Raw genomic sequence first — 14,955 nt, 5'->3', positions numbered from 1 at the left:
TGGCCTGCCCCGTCTTGGGCGCAGGTCCGAGACAGGAGAGAAGTGGCTAAACCACGCGTGCACGAGATCGCCGCCGAACTCGGCGTCGACAGCAAGGTCGCACTTGCGAAGTTGAAAGAATTGGGCGAGTTCGTCAAGGGACCGTCCTCCAGCATCGAACCCCCCGTCGCCCGCAAGCTCCGCCAGGCCCTCCAGGGCAGCGCGAGCACGGGTGCATCGTCGACCCCGTCGGCGCCCGCCGCCGGCACCGCCCGGCCCGGGGCTCCCCGTCCCTCGGGTGCCCGCCCCTCCGCGCCGATGCCCGGCCCGGCCAAGCCGCCCGCTCCGGCGCCGGCTCCGCCGATGTCGGTCGCCGAGCGTCAGGCGGCCGCTCAGGCCGCCCAGGAGGCCGCGGCCGCGGCTCGCGCCCAGGCCGCTGCGAACGCCCCCGCCGCTCCGGCTCCGACCGAGGCCGCCGCTCCGGCGCCCGCGGCCGAGAAGCCCGCTGCAGCGACCCCCGCCGCCTCGCCCGCCACCCCCGGCGGACCGAAGCCGGCGACCCCGCGTCCGGCCCCGGCGGCAGCCCCGCCGAAGTCCGGCGGCAGCAGCTCCGCTCCCGGCGGCTCCAGCCGTCCCGGTGGCGCCCCGCGTCCGGGCAACAACCCCTTCGCGAGCAACCAGGGCATGGGCCAGCGTCCCGCGACGCCCCCGCGCCCGGGCAACAACCCGTTCGCCAGCTCGCAGGGCATGGGCTCGCGCCCGACGCCCAGCAACATCCCCCGTCCCGCGGCTCCCCGCCCCGGAGCGCCCCGACCCGGTGGACCCGGCATGGGCCAGCGCCCCGCCGGCTTCGGCCAGCGTCCCGGCGGTCCCGGTGGCGGAGCGGGTCGTCCCGGCGGCCCCGGCCGTCCGGCCGGCGGCGGCTTCCAGCGTCCCGGCGGCGCTCCCGGAGCGGGTGGCGGCTTCGCCCCTCGTCCCGGTGGCGGCGGCGGTCGCGGTCGCGGCCCCGGCGGTGGCACCGCGGGTGCCTTCGGTCGCGGTGGCGGCAAGAGCAAGGCCCGCAAGTCGAAGCGCACGAAGCGTCAGGAGTTCGAGCTCAGGGAGGCCCCGTCGCTCGGCGGCGTCAGCGTCCCCCGCGGCGACGGCAAGACGGTCATCCGTCTGCGCCGCGGCGCGTCGATCTCGGACTTCGCCGACAAGATCGAGGCCATGACCGGCGTGCCGGTGCCCCCCGGCAACCTGGTCACCGTCCTCTTCGCCCTCGGCGAGATGGCGACGGCGACCGAGTCGCTCGACGAGGCCACCTTCGAGGTGCTCGGCGGTGAGCTCGGCTTCAAGATCCAGGTCGTCTCGCCCGAGGACGAGGACAAGGAGCTCCTCGAGGGCTTCGGCCTCGACCTCGAGCAGGAGCTCGAGGACGAGACGGACGAGGACCTCCAGATCCGTCCCCCCGTCGTCACCGTCATGGGTCACGTCGACCACGGAAAGACGCGCCTGCTTGACGCGATCCGCAACGCCAACGTCGTCGCCGGCGAGGCGGGCGGCATCACGCAGCACATCGGTGCGTACCAGGTCGTCGCGGAGCACGAGGGCATCGAGCGCCCGATCACCTTCATCGACACCCCGGGTCACGAGGCGTTCACCGCCATGCGAGCCCGCGGTGCCCAGGTCACGGACATCGCGATCCTCGTGGTCGCGGCGGACGACGGCATCATGCCGCAGACCATCGAGGCGCTGAACCACGCCCAGGCGGCCAACGTGCCGATCGTGGTCGCGGTCAACAAGGTGGACAAGCCCGACGCCAACCCGGCCAAGGTGCGCCAGCAGCTGACCGAGTTCGGCCTCGTCGCCGAGGAGTACGGCGGAGACGTCATGTTCGTCGACGTGTCGGCCCGCGCCAACACCGGCATCCAGGACCTCCTGGACGCCGTGCTGCTCACCGCGGACGCCGGTCTCGACCTGCGCGCCAACCCCGACAAGGAGGCCCGCGGAGTCGCGATCGAGGCCAAGCTCGACAAGGGACGCGGTGCCGTCGCGACGGTCCTCATCCAGTCGGGAACGCTGCGCGTCGGCGACGCGATCGTCGCGGGAACGGCCTACGGCCGCGTCCGTGCGATGGCCGACGAGAACGGCGTCGCCGTGCTCGAGGCCGTGCCGTCGCGACCGGTGCAGGTGCAGGGACTCTCGTCCGTGCCCCGCGCCGGCGACACCTTCCTCGTCACCGAGGAGGACCGCACCGCCCGCCAGATCGCCGAGAAGCGCGAAGCCGCTCAGCGCAACGCCCTGCTGGCCAAGGCCCGCAAGCGCATCTCGCTCGAGGACTTCACCCGTGCTCTCGAGGAGGGCAAGGTCGAGTCGCTCAACCTCATCATCAAGGGCGACGTGTCCGGTGCCGTCGAGGCGCTGGAGGAGTCGCTCGTCAAGATCGAGGTCGACGACTCGGTGCAGCTGCGCATCATCCACCGCGGTGTCGGTGCGATCACGGAGTCGGACGTCAACCTCGCGACGATCGACAACGCGATCATCGTGGGCTTCAACGTCCGCCCCGACCCGAAGGCCCGCGAGCGCGCTGCTCGAGAGGGAGTGGACATCCGCTTCTACTCGGTCATCTACAACGCGATCGAAGAGGTCGAGAACTCGCTCACGGGCATGCTCAAGCCCGAGTACGAGGAGGTCCAGTCCGGTGTCGCCGAGATCCGCGAGGTGTTCCGCTCCTCTAAGGTCGGCAACATCGCGGGTGTCATCGTCCGCTCCGGCACGATCACCCGCAACTCGAAGGCGCGCGTCATCCGCGACGGCGTCGTCGTCGGGGACAACCTCGCCATCGAGTCGCTGCGTCGCTTCAAGGACGACGTCACGGAGGTCCGTACGGACTACGAAGCCGGTATCGGTCTCGGCAAGTACAACGACATCCAGATCGGCGACGAGATCGAGACGATCGAGATGAAGGAGAAGCCGCGAGGCTGACCCTGAATACTCACTGGAAGGCCCGGGTCCGCCCGGGCCTTCCGGCGTTCCAGGGGCCCTGCCCTTTGGGGCTGGAGGTCTGACGAGGGATCGGGAGGATCGACTCGCCAGCACGTGCAGAGGGGGCCCGGTCTTCGAGGTATGTCGCGTCGGGTACCTGCACCAGCACGTGGGGTGGGGCGCCTGCGCGGGAGGGGGACCGGGAGTACGTACTTTCGCCTGTATTGACGGGAGGTGCGGGTGGGGTGTCTCGTCGCGGCTCCTGGCTCGGGTCTGGCGGGCGCGGCGCAGCCGCGCGGGAAGGAGCCGCGGCGAGGCACCCCACCCGCGCCGGCGCAGCCGCGCTGCAGCCAGCACGAAGACCTGGGGTGAGCTCGCGAGGGCAAGCCCCCAGCAAGACGACCGGCAGGACTGCCGGGGAGTGGTTAGATGGCGAGCCGAACGGTTCGTCGAGAGAGATGAGGACCAGCCATGGCAGATCCGGCACGGGCGAGGAAGCTCGCCGAACGGATTCAGGTGATCGTCGCCAAGCGGCTCGAGCGCGGACTCCGCGACCCCCGACTCGGCTTCGTCACCATCACCGACGTGCAGGTGACCGGTGACCTGCAGCACGCCTCCGTGTTCTACACGGTCTACGGCACCGACGAGGAGCGCGCCGACTCGGCGCTCGCCCTGAAGGCGGCGACCGGCATGCTCCGCACGGAGGTCGGCAAGAACATCACGGCGCGGCTGACGCCGTCGCTCGAGTTCATCCTCGACGCGATCCCGGAGAACGCGAAGCACATCGAGGACCTCCTCGCGACGGCGCGCAACCAGGACTCCCAGGTGCAGTCGCTCGCCGCGAAGGCGGACTACGCCGGCGACGCGGACCCCTACGTGAAGCCGCGCGAGGACGAGGACGAGGACTAGGCAGCAGGCCTGAACACCGCGGAGCCCGTGGCGACGTCGACCGATTCCAGGACGACGACGACACGGGCTCCCGGCGTCTGCGGCACCGGGACGTCGACGGTTATCTCCGGGTCGAGCAGCTGGACCTGCGAGCGGGTCCTCGCGGAGGAGACGACGACGCCCTCGAAGGAGGCGCCCTCGCGGCCGCGGAGGATCGCGGCCTCGACGACGGCGGTGGCCGCGCGGGAGGCGGCTCCGGAGCGGCGGTCGCTCGCGGTCATCAGGGCGGGCAGCTCGGGCAGGGCCGTGCGGAGCCAGGCGGGGAGCTCCGCTCCGGTCGAGATCGCGAGGCAGGTGGCCAGGCCGAAGCGGTCGACCAGGCGGCGGAGCGGGGCCGTGACGTGCGCGTACGGGGCGGCGAGGGCGGACTGCTCGGGCTGCTCGAGGGCGGCGCCGTCGAAGGCGGTGTAGCCGGCGCCGCGGAAGAGCGTCGCCGCGGCCGACATGATCGCGAGCTGGGCGGGGTCGGCGGTGTCGAGGCGGCGGAGGTAGGCGCCGTACTGCTCGTCGGTGCCCCAGGGGACGCCGAGAGCCTCGGTGCGGGCGCGGAAGGCGGCGACGGTGTCCTCGTCGGCCGCGGGCATGGTGCGGAGGATGCCGACCCCCGCGTCGAGCATCATCGTGGCGGCCGCCATGCCGGTGAGCAGCGAGACCTGGGCGTTCCAGCCCTCGGACGCGAGGGGTGCTCGGCGCTCGATCCGGTAGCCGCCGTCGATTGCGACGATCTCCTCGTCGGGGAGGGCGAGGCTCGCTCCGCCGCGCTCGGCCTCGCGGGCCTGGCGCTCGGTGCCGAACCAGGGGAGCAGCGCGATCGAGGGGTGCGGCTCGCCGGCGTCGACGCTGCGCTGGACGCCGTCGTAGTCGAGCCGGGCGGTGCTGCGGACGAGGGCGCGCTCGAGGCGGACGGCTGTCGGCTCGGCGCTGTCGTCGAGCTCGAGGGTCCAGACCAGGGCGCGGCGCTCGAGGTCGGGGAGGAGCGAGGCGGTGCCCTCGGAGAGGACGGGCGGGTGCAGCGGTACGCGGCCGTCGGGGAGGTAGTAGGTCTGGCCGCGATGGCGGGTCTCGGCGTCGAGGGCGCCGCCGGGGCGGACGACGGCCGGCACGTCGGCGATGGCGTAGCGGAGCACGACTCCGGAGGACCGCCGCTCGAGGTGCACGGCCTGGTCGAGGTCGAGGGAGCCGGGCGGGTCGATGGTGACGAAGGGGACGCCCGTGAGGTCGATCCGGCCCGCGTCGTCGGCGGTGCGGTCGGCCTGCTCGGCCTCGGCGAGGGCCTCGGGCGGGAAGGCGCCCGGCAGGTCGTTCGCGGTGCGGACGGCGGCGAGCGCGCTGTCGAGCTCGGCGTCGGGGCGGGGGAGTCGGAGTCGGCGACCGGTCACGGCGTCACGCTACCCGCCTCGTCCGACACCGGAGCGCCGCTCAGGAGTGGGGGAGCAGGTAGCCGTCGTCCGGCGTGCCCGTGGCGAGGCCGTCGGCGAGGAGGCCGGCCAGGGCGCGGTCGCGCTGCTCGGCGTCCGGCCAGAGCGTGGCGATCTCGGCCGCGGTCACCGGGCCGTGTGCGGCGCGCAGCTCGGCGAGGATCAGGCCGCGGACCTGCCGGTCGGAGCCCTCGTACTTCTTCTGCCGCGCCTTGACCGGGCCGTCGTAGGCCGGGTAGCCGGCGGCCCGCCAGGCGCAGGCGTCGCGGATCGGGCAGGCGTCGCAGCGGGGAGCGCGCGCGGTGCAGACGATCGCGCCGAGCTCCATCGCGCCCGCGTTGAAGGCGGCGGCGTCGGCGAGGTCGTCGGGGAGGAGCGCCTCCATCGCGGCGAGGTCGGCCTTCGCGCGCGGCGGGCCGGGCTCGGCCGCGCCGTCGACCGCCCGGGCGATCACGCGCCGGACGTTGGTGTCGACGACGGGGTGGCGGTGGCCGAAGGAGAAGACGGCGATCGCGCGTGCGGTGTAGTCGCCGATGCCGGGGAGGGCGAGGAGCGTCTCGACGTCGTGCGGGACGACACCGCAGTGCTGCTCGGTGATGGCGACGGCGCAGGCGTGCAGGCGCAGCGCGCGGCGCGGGTAGCCGAGCGACTGCCAGGCGCGCACCGCCTCGCCCGGAGGGACGGCCGCCAGATCGGCCGGGGTCGGCCAGCGCTCGAGCCACTCGGCGAGCCGCGGGATCACTCGGACGACCGGCGTCTGCTGGAGCATGAACTCGCTGACCAGCGTGCCCCAGGCGGGGAAGCCCTCGCGGCGCCAAGGCAGGTCGCGGGCGTTCTCGCGGAACCAGTCGACGATCGCGGCGGAGAGCGCGGACATCGGTGCGACGGGCACCGGTTCGGCGGGCGTCGATCCGGCGGGCGTCGATCCGGTGGGCATCAGGTCACCCTAGGCCGTGCCGCGTATCGTGGGCGAATGACCAAGTGGGCTCCGCAGAAGGCCGATGTGCTCGACGCTCTCGCGGCGGAGGTGCTGCACAACTACGGGCACGGCCGCGTGACGGTCGGGATCGACGGCGACGACCCGGAGGTGTCCGGTGAGTTCGCGCTCGCGCTGGCCGAGGCGATGCGCCGGGCGGGCCGGGACACGGTGGTCGCGCACCTCGCCGACTTCCGTCGTCCGCGGGCCGAGCGGGATGATCCGTCGATTCCGGAGGCGCAGCGCGCCTACCTCGCGGGCTACGACTACGAGCTGCTGCGCCGGGTGCTGCTCGATCCGTTCAAGCTGGGCGGGAGCACCGGCTTCGTCCTGGCCGGTTACGACGGCGTGCGCGACGAGGCGCGGCAGGCGCGCTGGCGCACCGCCGGACGCGACGCCGTGCTGCTCGTCGACGGGCCGTTCGCCCTGCGCCCCGAGCTCCGCGGAGCGTGGAGCACGTCGATCCGGCTCGACACCCAGGAGCCGCCGGTCGACGAGGCCTACCGGGCGAGCACGGATCCGAAGCGGATCGCGGGGATCCTGGTGGACGTCCGCGATCCGGAGCACCCGCGCCGGCTCTTCGCCGACTCCTGCTGAGTCGTCCCGGTCTCCTCCGCTAGACGGAGGACGCCCGCCGCACCACGTCGTCCGCCGGCAGGAACGCGCCCGAGCGCTCGACCTCGTGCACGAGCTCGACGAGCAGCTGGTTGACCGGCGCCTCGCGACCGAGGCGGTGGGCGGTGCGGACGACGGCGCCGGCCAGATGGTCGATCTCGCTCGGGACTCCGCGCCGCACGCTCTGCAGCGTCGAGCCCGGGTTCGGCACGTCGCCCATCCGGGTCGCCATCCGCCTCGGCAGCAGCTCGACCACCGGCAGCGGCGCCGCCGCCAGCGCGCGGATCCGGGCGTCGGAGAGTCCCTGCAGTGCGCCGAAGCGGACGCCGGCGGCCAGGCCGGTCCGCGCCGCCTCCCGCATCGCCCGCGCGAGCAGCCGGCGCAGGCCCGCGTGCGCGATCGTCTCCTGCACGGAGAGCCCTGTGATGGCGGGCAGCGCGTTGACCTCGTTGATCAGCAGCTTCGTCCACTGCGCTCCGAGGAAGTCGTCGGTGGTGGCCGTGGGCACCGCCTCGCTGAGGATCGCGGCGGCCCGGCGGACGTCGTCGTCGGCGGGGCGGCCGGGCACGCCGAGGGTCGTCGTCGCCGGGGCGGTCACCGTGACGCGGCCGGGCTCGAGGTGGCTGGCCGCGAAGAGCGCGAGGGCGCCGACGAGGCGGGCGTCGCGCACCTGGCGGGCGGCGGCCTGCAGGCCGTCGAGCCCGTTCTGCACCACGACGAGGAGCGTGCCGTCGACCGTGCGGCGGTTGGCGCGGAGCGCGTCCTCGGCGTCCTGCGCCTTCGTGCAGAGCACGGCGAGATCGGGGACGAGGTCGAGGGTCTCACCGCAGCGGACCCAGGCGGTGTGCTCGCCCCAGGCGCCGTCGAGGCGGAGGCCCTGCCGCCGGATCGCCGTGAGGTTCTCGCCGCGGGCGGTCACCTCGACGTCGTGTCCTGCGCGGTCCAGGAGGGCGGCGACGGTGCCGCCGACGGCGCCCGCTCCGAGTACGGCGATCCTCATCCGGACAGCCTAGAACCGCGGCGGGCGGCGGCCGTGCCGGGCGCGGGCTCCGCGGGGCCGACTCCCGAACTGCGCGTGTATCCTCGCACCCGTGCTCGAGACTCCCAGCCCTTCTGCGGCGGCTCCGAACGGGATCCTCCTGCTGGACAAGCCGGGCGGGATCACCAGCCACGACCTCGTCTCGCGGACCCGCCGCCGCGCCGGGACGCGCAAGGTCGGGCACGCGGGGACGCTCGATCCGATGGCGACCGGGCTGATGATCCTGGGCCTCGGCCCCTCGACCCGGCTCCTCACCTACCTGGTCGGTCTCGACAAGGAGTACGAGGCGACGATCCGCCTCGGCGCCGCGACGAGCACCGACGACCGCGAGGGCGAGACGCTCACGACCGCCGAGCCCGGCGCGGTGGCGGCGCTCACCGCGGAGGCGGTCGACGCCGTCGTGGCGACCCTCACCGGCGCGATCGAGCAGATCCCGAGCGCCGTCAGCGCCATCAAGGTGGACGGTCGCCGCGCCTACGCCCGGGTGCGCGACGGCGAGGAGGTCGTGCTTCCGGCGCGACCCGTCACCGTGAGCGCCTTCGACGTCCTCGAGCGCCGGGAGGCCGACGGCTTCCTCGACCTCGACGTCCGCGTCACCTGCTCCTCCGGCACCTACATCCGCGCACTCGCGCGCGATCTCGGCGCCGCGCTCGGCGTCGGCGGGCACCTCACCGTGCTCCGCCGCACCGCCGTCGGCCCGTTCCGAGTCGCCGGGGCCGGCGTCATCGACGAGCTCGACGTCCCCGCCGCCCTGCTCACGCCGACCGCGGTCGCGGGCGAGCTGTTCCCGCTGCTGCACCTGGACGCCGGCGAGGCGGTCGACCTCGCGAACGGCAAGCGGATCCCGGTGCCCGAGGCGTTCGCGGGAGCCAAGGGCCTGCTCGCGGCCGTCGGTCCGGGGGAGCGCCTGGTCGGCCTCGCCGAGCGCCGCGGCGCCGCGCTGAAGAGCGTCGTCAACTTCCCCACCGAGGAGCTCCGGGTGGCGACGTCGTGATCGACTGGTTCACCACCCTCCAGGTCGGCATCGCCGTGGCGGCGGGCCTGCTCTGCCTGGTGCTCGGCATGATCGGCCGGCGCCCCTCCGACGTCACGGTCGGCGCCACCGCGATCGTCGAGCTGCTGCTGATCGTCCAGCTCGCCGTCGCCATCGTCTCGCCCCTGGTCGGCAACCGCCCCACCGGCAGCCTGCCCGAGTTCTACATCTACCTGGTCTCGGCGCTGATCCTGCCGCTCGCCGCCGGCTTCTGGGCGCTGATCGAGCGCAGCCGGTGGAGCACGGTCATCCTCGGCGTCGTCTGCCTCGCGATCGCCGTGATGGTCTACCGGATGCACCAGATCTGGTTCTTCCAGGCCGCCTGACGCTCCCGATCCCCGGTCGAGGGGGAGAGGGCGCAGCGAGCGCCTACCATTGACCCTGCGATGTCGAACCAACCCAGCGATGCGCCCGGACGGGCGGCCCAGGACCCAGCTCTGCCGAACCCCGATCAGCGTCCCGCCCGCTCGGCGCGGTCCCGGGGGATCGGCAGCCTCCTCGTGGTCGTCTACGGCATCCTCGCGCTCGCCGCGACGGGTCGCTCGGTCTTCCAGATCATCGACCGCTTCGACGAGGCGCCGCTCGCGTTCTCACTCTCGGCGCTCTCCGCCGTCGTCTACATCCTCGCGACCATCGCTCTCGTGGCGCCCGGCCGGGTCTGGCAGCGCATCGCCTTCGTGACGATCACCTTCGAGCTGGTGGGCGTGCTCGTCGTCGGCGCGATCAGCGTGCTGGCGCCGCAGCTGCTCGGGCTCTCGAGCGCGGATCCGTTCGGCCGGCAGTCGACGGTCTGGGCGGCGTTCGGCGCGGGCTACCTGCTCATCCCGCTGGTGCTGCCGGTGCTCGGGCTCTGGTGGCTGCGGGTGCAGGGCCGGCGCTCCTCCGCGGGGACGCAGGCCTGATGCGCGTCGAGCAGCGCCCCGCCGACCTCACCGGCATCGGCCCGTCCGCGGTCACCATCGGCAAGTTCGACGGCGTGCACACCGGCCACCGGGCCGTCATCGACACCCTGCACGCGCGGGCCCGCGAGCGCGGTCTCGCGGCGGTCGTCGTCACCTTCGACCGCAACCCGCTCAGCGTCATCGCGCCGGAGAAGTGCCCGCCGGCCCTGGTCGGCAACGAGCAGAAGCTCGAGCTGCTGGCCGGGACGGGGATCGACGCGACGCTGCTCCTGGCGTTCGACGAGCGGTTCCGCGCGCTCACCCCCGAGGAGTTCGTGCAGCAGGTGCTCGTCGACGCCCTGGAGGCGCGCGTGGTGCTGGTCGGCTCCGACTTCCGCTTCGGTGCCCACGGCGCCGGCGACGTCGCGATGCTGCGGGAGCTGGGGGAGACCCACGGCTTCGAGGTCGAGCTGATCGACGACGTGCGGCCGGAGCACGGCCGCCGGGTGTCCTCCACCTGGATCCGCGAGCTGCTCGCCGAGGGCGACGTCGAGCACGCGACCTGGCTGCTCGGCCACGAGCCGGTGGTGCGCGGCGTCGTCGTGCACGGCGCCAAGCGCGGCCGCGAGCTCGGCTTCCCGACCGCGAACCTCTCGCCCGAGTCGCAGGGGCTGATCCCCGCCGACGGCGTCTACGCCGGCCGCTTCGTCACCGAGGGCCGCAGCTACCCGGCCGCGATCTCGGTCGGCAGCAACCCGACCTTCGTCGGCGTGCCGCCCAAGCAGGTCGAGGCTTACCTGCTGGACGAGACGATCGACCTCTACGACCGCGTCGTCGACGTGGCCTTCGTCTCGCGGATCCGCGGCCAGGTGGCCTACGAGGGCGTCGAGCCGCTGATCCGGCAGATGAACGACGACGTCGAGAAGGTCCGCACGATCCTCGGCGCGGAGCGACCGGCCGGCTGACGCCTCCGGACTCCGCCGGGGCGGCTCCGGCGGTCCTAGCAGTGGCCGGAGCGGCGCACCAGCGGGAGAGCGCCCAGGGGCGGCGGCGTACCGTGGCTCGCATGAGCGAATCCTCACCCGCCCCGTCGCGCCCCTCGGACCCGTCGCGCCCGCTGGCGCTCGTCACCGGAGCGACCGGCTACATCGGCGGCCGCCTCACCCCGCGCCTGCTCGAGGCCGGCTACCGGGTCCGCGTGCTGGTCCGCGACCCGCGGAAGCTCGCCGAGGTCCCGTGGGCCGAGGACGTCGAGGTGGCGCAGGGCGATCTCAGCGACCCGGAGTCGCTGGCGGCCGCGTTCGAGGGCGTCGACGTCCTCTACTACCTCGTGCACTCGATGGGCTCGGGCGCCGACCACGCGCGCTTCGAGCAGGTGGAGAGCGGCGCCGCCAGGAACGTCGCCGAGGCCGCGCTCGCGGCCGGTGTCGACCGGATCGTCTACCTCGGCGGCCTGCACCCGGACGTGGAGAAGCTCTCGCCGCACCTGCGCTCGCGGGCCGAGGTCGGCCGCATCCTGATGGCCTCGGGCGTGCCGACGATCGCGCTGCAGGCCGGCGTCATCATCGGCTCCGGCTCGACCTCGTTCGAGATGGTGCGCCACCTCACCGACGTGCTGCCGTACATGCCCGCGCCGCAGTGGGTCCGCAACTTCATCCAGCCGATCGCCGTCCGCGACGTGCTGCACTACCTGCTCGGCGCCGCCGCCCTCGAGGACGCGACGCTGAACCGCACCTTCGACATCGGCGGGCCGGACGTCCTCCGCTACGGCCAGATGATGAACGGCTACGCGGTCGAGGCGGGGCTCGCGCAGCGGCCGATCGCGTCACTGCCGGTGTTCACGCCGTGGCTCGCCTCGCAGTGGGTCAACCTGGTGACGCCGATCCCGCGCTCGCTCGCGGTGCCGATCATCGCCTCGCTGCAGTACGACTGCGTGGTGCGCGAGGACGACATCCGCGCGTTGATCCCGGACCCCGAGGGCGGACTGACGCCGTACCGCCGCTCGGTCCGGCTCGCGCTCGGCAAGATGCAGGCGGGCGAGATCGAGACCAGCTGGCAGAACGCCGAGGTCGTCGGCGCCCCCAGCGACCCGCTGCCGAGCGACCCGGAGTGGGCCGGCCACACGGTCTACGTCGACCTCAAGGTGCGCCGGACGGACGCCGACCCGGCGAAGCTCTGGCGGGTCATCGAGGGCATCGGCGGCACCAACGGCTGGTACTCCTTCCCGCTGGCCTGGGCGATCCGCGGCTGGATGGACAAGCTCGTCGGGGGAGTGGGCCTGCAGCGCGGGCGCCGCGACTCCGAGCGGCTGCACGCCGGCGACGCCCTGGACTTCTGGCGCGTCGAGGCGATCGAGCGGCCGACGCTGCTGCGCCTGCGCGCCGAGATGAAGGTGCCCGGCGGCGCCTGGCTGGAGATGCGCGCGGAGCCCGGCGAGGACGGCGGCTCGGTCTACACCCAGCGCGCCGTCTTCTTCCCGCAGGGGCTCGGCGGACGGCTCTACTGGTTCGCCGTGCTGCCCTTCCACGGCGTGATCTTCAACGGGATGGCCAACCGCATCACGGCCACCGCGACCGACCTCGCCGACGCCGGCGAGGAGCGCTCCCCTGGTGGGCGCGGGGCGCAGCGGTGACAATGGAGGGGTCCGCGGGCGGCGACGCCGCCTCGGACGCGAACGAGAGGAGCACGATGAGCGAACGATCGGACACGGACGCGGGGCGCGATCTCCAGCTGGGAAAGGTCGCCTTCATCGGCGACAGCATCATCCAGGGCGGGTCCTGGGACGAGTGGTTGACCGCGTCGACGGTCGTCGACGAGGGCATCGGCGGAGCGACCAGCGACGACGTCGTCGAGCGGCTGCCCGAGCTCGTCGAGGCGGCGCCCGACACGGTGGTCCTGCTCGTCGGGACGAACGACCTGGCCTACCACCGCACGACCGAGCACATCGTGCGCAACATCGAGACCATCGTCGCGACCTTCCGCCGAGACCTCCCGGACGTGCGGATCCTGGTGACCTCGATCCTGCCGCGCGCCCGCGAGTTCGGCGCGCAGATCCGCGAGGTCAACCGCCACCTCTGGCAGTTCGCGCCCACGGCGCACGCCGGCTACCTCGACCTCTGGCCGGTGCTCGCCGGCGAGGACGGCGCCCTGCTCGAGCAGTACTCGCCCGACGGCCTGCACCTCAACGAGGCCGGCTACGGCGCCTGGCGCGAGGCCCTCGGGCCGGCCCTCGACTCAGTGCTGCGGATGCCGCCGCGCACCCGGCCGATCACGCTGCCGTACGACGAGTTCGCGCGGCCGAAGACGGCGTAGCGCCTCACCGCGAAGGGGAGTGGGACCGTGTGGTCCCCTCCCCTTTCTCGTTGTCGAGAACGGCGGATTGCGCGTTCATGCGGGTCTTCGGGGATCGATCAGCGGTTCTTGCCGGGGTCATAGGCAGTGGCGGCACTGTCGATCGTGCACCCGGCCGGGTGCGGACGAGAGCCGGAGGCGCAGCATGAGCAGCACGATCGAGAATCAGGCACCGGGGACGGCGGAGTGGCCGCCGCCGACGGCGGGGACCGTGGCACCGAGCGCGGCGGCGCCGGTGCCGCCGCGTCAGCCGCTCTGGCGACGGCGCCGCGCCCGGTGGATCGCGCTCGCCGTCCTCGCCGGTCTGCTGCTGCTGGGCGGCGGCTTCGGGATCGGCTACGCCGTCGGGAACTCGGTCGGGTCCTCCGCCGTCGGCGGATTCGACCCGTCGCAGCGAGGCGGGATGCCGGACGGCGGCTTCCCCGGCGGTGGTGGTCCCGGGTCGTTCGGCGGCCAGGGGAGCGGCACCGGGACGGACTCGGGCACGGACTCCGGTACCGGAGCGGACGCGGGCTCAAGCGCCGCGACCGGGACGGCGAGCTAGCCGAGGGCCTCGCGGAAGGCGGCGAGGGCGTCGTCCGAGAAGAGCACGAACCGGACCTCGTCGAGGGTGCCCGGGCCGTCCTCGGCGGCGGTGAGCCGGACGGAGTCGACGGCGATGCGGGCCGCGCTCGCCATCGGCCAGCCGTAGACGCCGGCGGAGACGGCGGGGAAGGCGACGGTGCGCGCGCCGAGGGAGCGGGCGACGCGGATCGACTCGGTGTAGGCGGAGGCGAGGACAGCCGAGCGCTCGTCACTCCGCGAGTAGACGGGGCCGACGGTGTGCACGACCCAGCGGGCGGGCAGGCGGCCGGCGGTGGTCGCGACCGCGGAGCCGGCGGGGAGTCCGTCGCGCAGCTCGCCCGCCCGGAGGCGCCGGCACTCCTCGAGGATCTCGGGACCGCCCGCGCGGTGGATCGCCCCGTCGACCCCGCCGCCGCCGAGCAGCGTCGAGTTGGCGGCGTTGACGATCACGTCGACCTGCTCGCGGGTGATGTCGCCGCGGACGGCGGTGAGCGCGGTCACGAGCGGTTGTTCGACAGCTCGAAGATCTTCACGAGCTCGGCGATGGCGGCCTCGCGCGCGTCGCCGCCCTCGTCGAACATCGCGGTGACGTGGGTGCGCAGGTGGTTCTCGACGATCAGCTTGTTCAGCGAGCCGAGCGACTTCTGGATGGCGAGCGACTGCGTGACGATGTCGACGCAGTAGTCCTCGTTCTCGATGGCCTTCTCGAGGCCGCGCATCTGGCCCGCCAGGATGCGGGCGCGGTGCAGGGAGCGCTTCTTCAGATCCTCGATCACCCGGCCAGTTTACGCCGGGGCGCCGATACCCGGCGGGGGTATCGGCCGGCGAGACGACGCGGACTGTGATCCGTGAACGCGTCGGCGCCCGTTTCGAGTCGTCTCGATCGGTGTGCGGCGCTCGAGTGGACGCGTGCTGGGGTGTGCAGGCCTGTCCGGACCCGATTCGCGTCCGTTCGCTCACGAACGGGGCCGCGCTCGTTCGAGTCGACCCTCGATGGGGTCTGCGGGCGCACTCGCGCCCCGTCCGGGTCGATTCGCTCGGGGCGAGGAGGCCGAACGGACAGCTGTCGGGGTCTGCGGGTGAGTCAGGACCCGGTCCGGGTCCGTTCGTGACGGCGCGGGGGCACGGCTCTGCGAGTGGACGTGCACTGGTGCCTGTGCGCGGGCGTGCGCCCGGTTCGGGTC

At 73.5% G+C, this 14,955-nt stretch carries 15 protein-coding genes; 10 read left to right on the top strand and 5 right to left on the bottom strand.

Features of this window, described 5'->3' with window-relative positions; all coding sequences use genetic code 11:
• Positions 1–42: 42 nt before the first annotated feature.
• Both infB and rbfA read left to right on the top strand, forming a co-directional pair.
• Positions 43–2,946 (top strand): translation initiation factor IF-2, encoded by a 2,904-nt coding sequence (gene infB, locus MT353_RS00995; protein WP_127886217.1) that lies wholly within the window; start codon positions 43–45, stop codon positions 2,944–2,946.
• 471 nt (positions 2,947–3,417) lie between these two features.
• Positions 3,418–3,855, top strand: coding sequence for a 30S ribosome-binding factor RbfA (gene rbfA / locus MT353_RS00990; RefSeq protein ID WP_243623399.1), 438 nt, complete (start codon positions 3,418–3,420; stop codon positions 3,853–3,855).
• On the opposite strand, the gene MT353_RS00985 is transcribed toward rbfA, so the two are convergent.
• Together MT353_RS00985 and MT353_RS00980 are read right to left on the bottom strand one after the other, a co-directional pair.
• Positions 3,852–5,273, bottom strand: coding sequence for a ribonuclease catalytic domain-containing protein (locus MT353_RS00985; RefSeq protein WP_243623397.1), 1,422 nt, complete (start codon positions 5,271–5,273; stop codon positions 3,852–3,854). The two genes, rbfA and MT353_RS00985, sit on opposite strands and share 4 nt — an antisense overlap.
• Positions 5,274–5,313: 40 nt before the next feature.
• The gene (locus MT353_RS00980) at positions 5,314–6,189 is read right to left on the bottom strand and encodes an A/G-specific adenine glycosylase (RefSeq protein WP_243623758.1); all 876 of its coding nucleotides are present in this window, start codon (positions 6,187–6,189) and stop codon (positions 5,314–5,316) included.
• A gap of 96 nt (positions 6,190–6,285) precedes the next feature.
• On the opposite strand from MT353_RS00980, the gene MT353_RS00975 reads away from it, so the two are divergent.
• Complete coding sequence (locus MT353_RS00975; protein ID WP_243623396.1) at positions 6,286–6,885, top strand: hypothetical protein; 600 nt, start codon at positions 6,286–6,288, stop codon at positions 6,883–6,885.
• A gap of 19 nt (positions 6,886–6,904) precedes the next feature.
• Here MT353_RS00975 and MT353_RS00970 read toward each other — a convergent pair whose 3' ends face one another.
• A complete protein-coding gene (locus MT353_RS00970; RefSeq protein ID WP_243623395.1) occupies positions 6,905–7,903 on the bottom strand; it encodes a ketopantoate reductase family protein in 999 nt (332 codons plus the stop codon).
• 91 nt (positions 7,904–7,994) lie between these two features.
• On the opposite strand from MT353_RS00970, the gene truB reads away from it, so the two are divergent.
• The 7 genes from truB to MT353_RS00935 all read left to right on the top strand — a co-directional run bounded on the left by truB (position 7,995) and on the right by MT353_RS00935 (position 13,751).
• Positions 7,995–8,936: a tRNA pseudouridine(55) synthase TruB gene (gene truB / locus MT353_RS00965; RefSeq protein WP_243581831.1), complete on the top strand. Its 942-nt coding sequence runs from the start codon at positions 7,995–7,997 to the stop codon at positions 8,934–8,936.
• Positions 8,933–9,301 carry a hypothetical protein gene (locus tag MT353_RS00960; RefSeq protein WP_123702964.1) on the top strand — a complete coding sequence of 123 codons (369 nt, stop codon included), beginning with the start codon at positions 8,933–8,935 and terminating at the stop codon, positions 9,299–9,301. The genes truB and MT353_RS00960 overlap by 4 nt, the downstream gene beginning before the upstream one ends.
• 60 nt (positions 9,302–9,361) lie before the next feature.
• Positions 9,362–9,877 carry a hypothetical protein gene (locus MT353_RS00955; protein WP_243623394.1) on the top strand — a complete coding sequence of 172 codons (516 nt, stop codon included), beginning with the start codon at positions 9,362–9,364 and terminating at the stop codon, positions 9,875–9,877.
• Positions 9,877–10,821, top strand: coding sequence for a bifunctional riboflavin kinase/FAD synthetase (locus MT353_RS00950; RefSeq protein WP_123445541.1), 945 nt, complete (start codon positions 9,877–9,879; stop codon positions 10,819–10,821). Before MT353_RS00955 ends, MT353_RS00950 begins: the two co-directional genes overlap by 1 nt.
• Positions 10,822–10,922: 101 nt before the next feature.
• Positions 10,923–12,488 carry an SDR family oxidoreductase gene (locus MT353_RS00945; protein ID WP_243623392.1) on the top strand — a complete coding sequence of 522 codons (1,566 nt, stop codon included), beginning with the start codon at positions 10,923–10,925 and terminating at the stop codon, positions 12,486–12,488.
• Positions 12,489–12,544: 56 nt separating this feature from the next.
• On the top strand, positions 12,545–13,168 hold the full coding sequence (locus MT353_RS00940; RefSeq protein WP_123445987.1) for a GDSL-type esterase/lipase family protein: 624 nt from the start codon (positions 12,545–12,547) through the stop codon (positions 13,166–13,168).
• A gap of 184 nt (positions 13,169–13,352) precedes the next feature.
• Positions 13,353–13,751, top strand: a complete 399-nt coding sequence (locus MT353_RS00935) for a hypothetical protein (RefSeq protein WP_243623391.1) — start codon at positions 13,353–13,355, stop codon at positions 13,749–13,751.
• Here the strand turns inward: MT353_RS00935 and MT353_RS00930 are convergent.
• Positions 13,748–14,272, bottom strand: coding sequence for an O-acetyl-ADP-ribose deacetylase (locus MT353_RS00930; RefSeq protein WP_243623390.1), 525 nt, complete (start codon positions 14,270–14,272; stop codon positions 13,748–13,750). The genes MT353_RS00935 and MT353_RS00930 overlap by 4 nt on opposite strands.
• Positions 14,269–14,547 (bottom strand): metal-sensitive transcriptional regulator, encoded by a 279-nt coding sequence (locus MT353_RS00925; RefSeq protein ID WP_123445545.1) that lies wholly within the window; start codon positions 14,545–14,547, stop codon positions 14,269–14,271. The genes MT353_RS00930 and MT353_RS00925 overlap by 4 nt, the downstream gene beginning before the upstream one ends.
• Between the last annotated feature and the right edge of the window lie 408 nt (positions 14,548–14,955).

The sequence above is a fragment of the Rathayibacter sp. VKM Ac-2927 genome, assembly GCF_022815525.1.
Classification (GTDB): Bacteria; Actinomycetota; Actinomycetes; order Actinomycetales; family Microbacteriaceae; genus Rathayibacter; species Rathayibacter festucae.
This window is presented reverse-complemented; position numbering and strand designations above follow the sequence as displayed.

Coding starts and splice junctions, on each gene's coding strand:
- rbfA (WP_243623399.1), top strand. CDS start 3,418: ATGGCAGATCCGGCACGGGCGAGGAAGCTCGCCGAACGGATTCAGGTG.
- MT353_RS00980 (WP_243623758.1), bottom strand. CDS start 6,189: ATGTCCGCGCTCTCCGCCGCGATCGTCGACTGGTTCCGCGAGAACGCC.
- MT353_RS00975 (WP_243623396.1), top strand. CDS start 6,286: ATGACCAAGTGGGCTCCGCAGAAGGCCGATGTGCTCGACGCTCTCGCG.
- MT353_RS00970 (WP_243623395.1), bottom strand. CDS start 7,903: ATGAGGATCGCCGTACTCGGAGCGGGCGCCGTCGGCGGCACCGTCGCC.
- MT353_RS00955 (WP_243623394.1), top strand. CDS start 9,362: ATGTCGAACCAACCCAGCGATGCGCCCGGACGGGCGGCCCAGGACCCA.
- MT353_RS00950 (WP_123445541.1), top strand. CDS start 9,877: ATGCGCGTCGAGCAGCGCCCCGCCGACCTCACCGGCATCGGCCCGTCC.
- MT353_RS00945 (WP_243623392.1), top strand. CDS start 10,923: ATGAGCGAATCCTCACCCGCCCCGTCGCGCCCCTCGGACCCGTCGCGC.
- MT353_RS00940 (WP_123445987.1), top strand. CDS start 12,545: ATGAGCGAACGATCGGACACGGACGCGGGGCGCGATCTCCAGCTGGGA.
- MT353_RS00935 (WP_243623391.1), top strand. CDS start 13,353: ATGAGCAGCACGATCGAGAATCAGGCACCGGGGACGGCGGAGTGGCCG.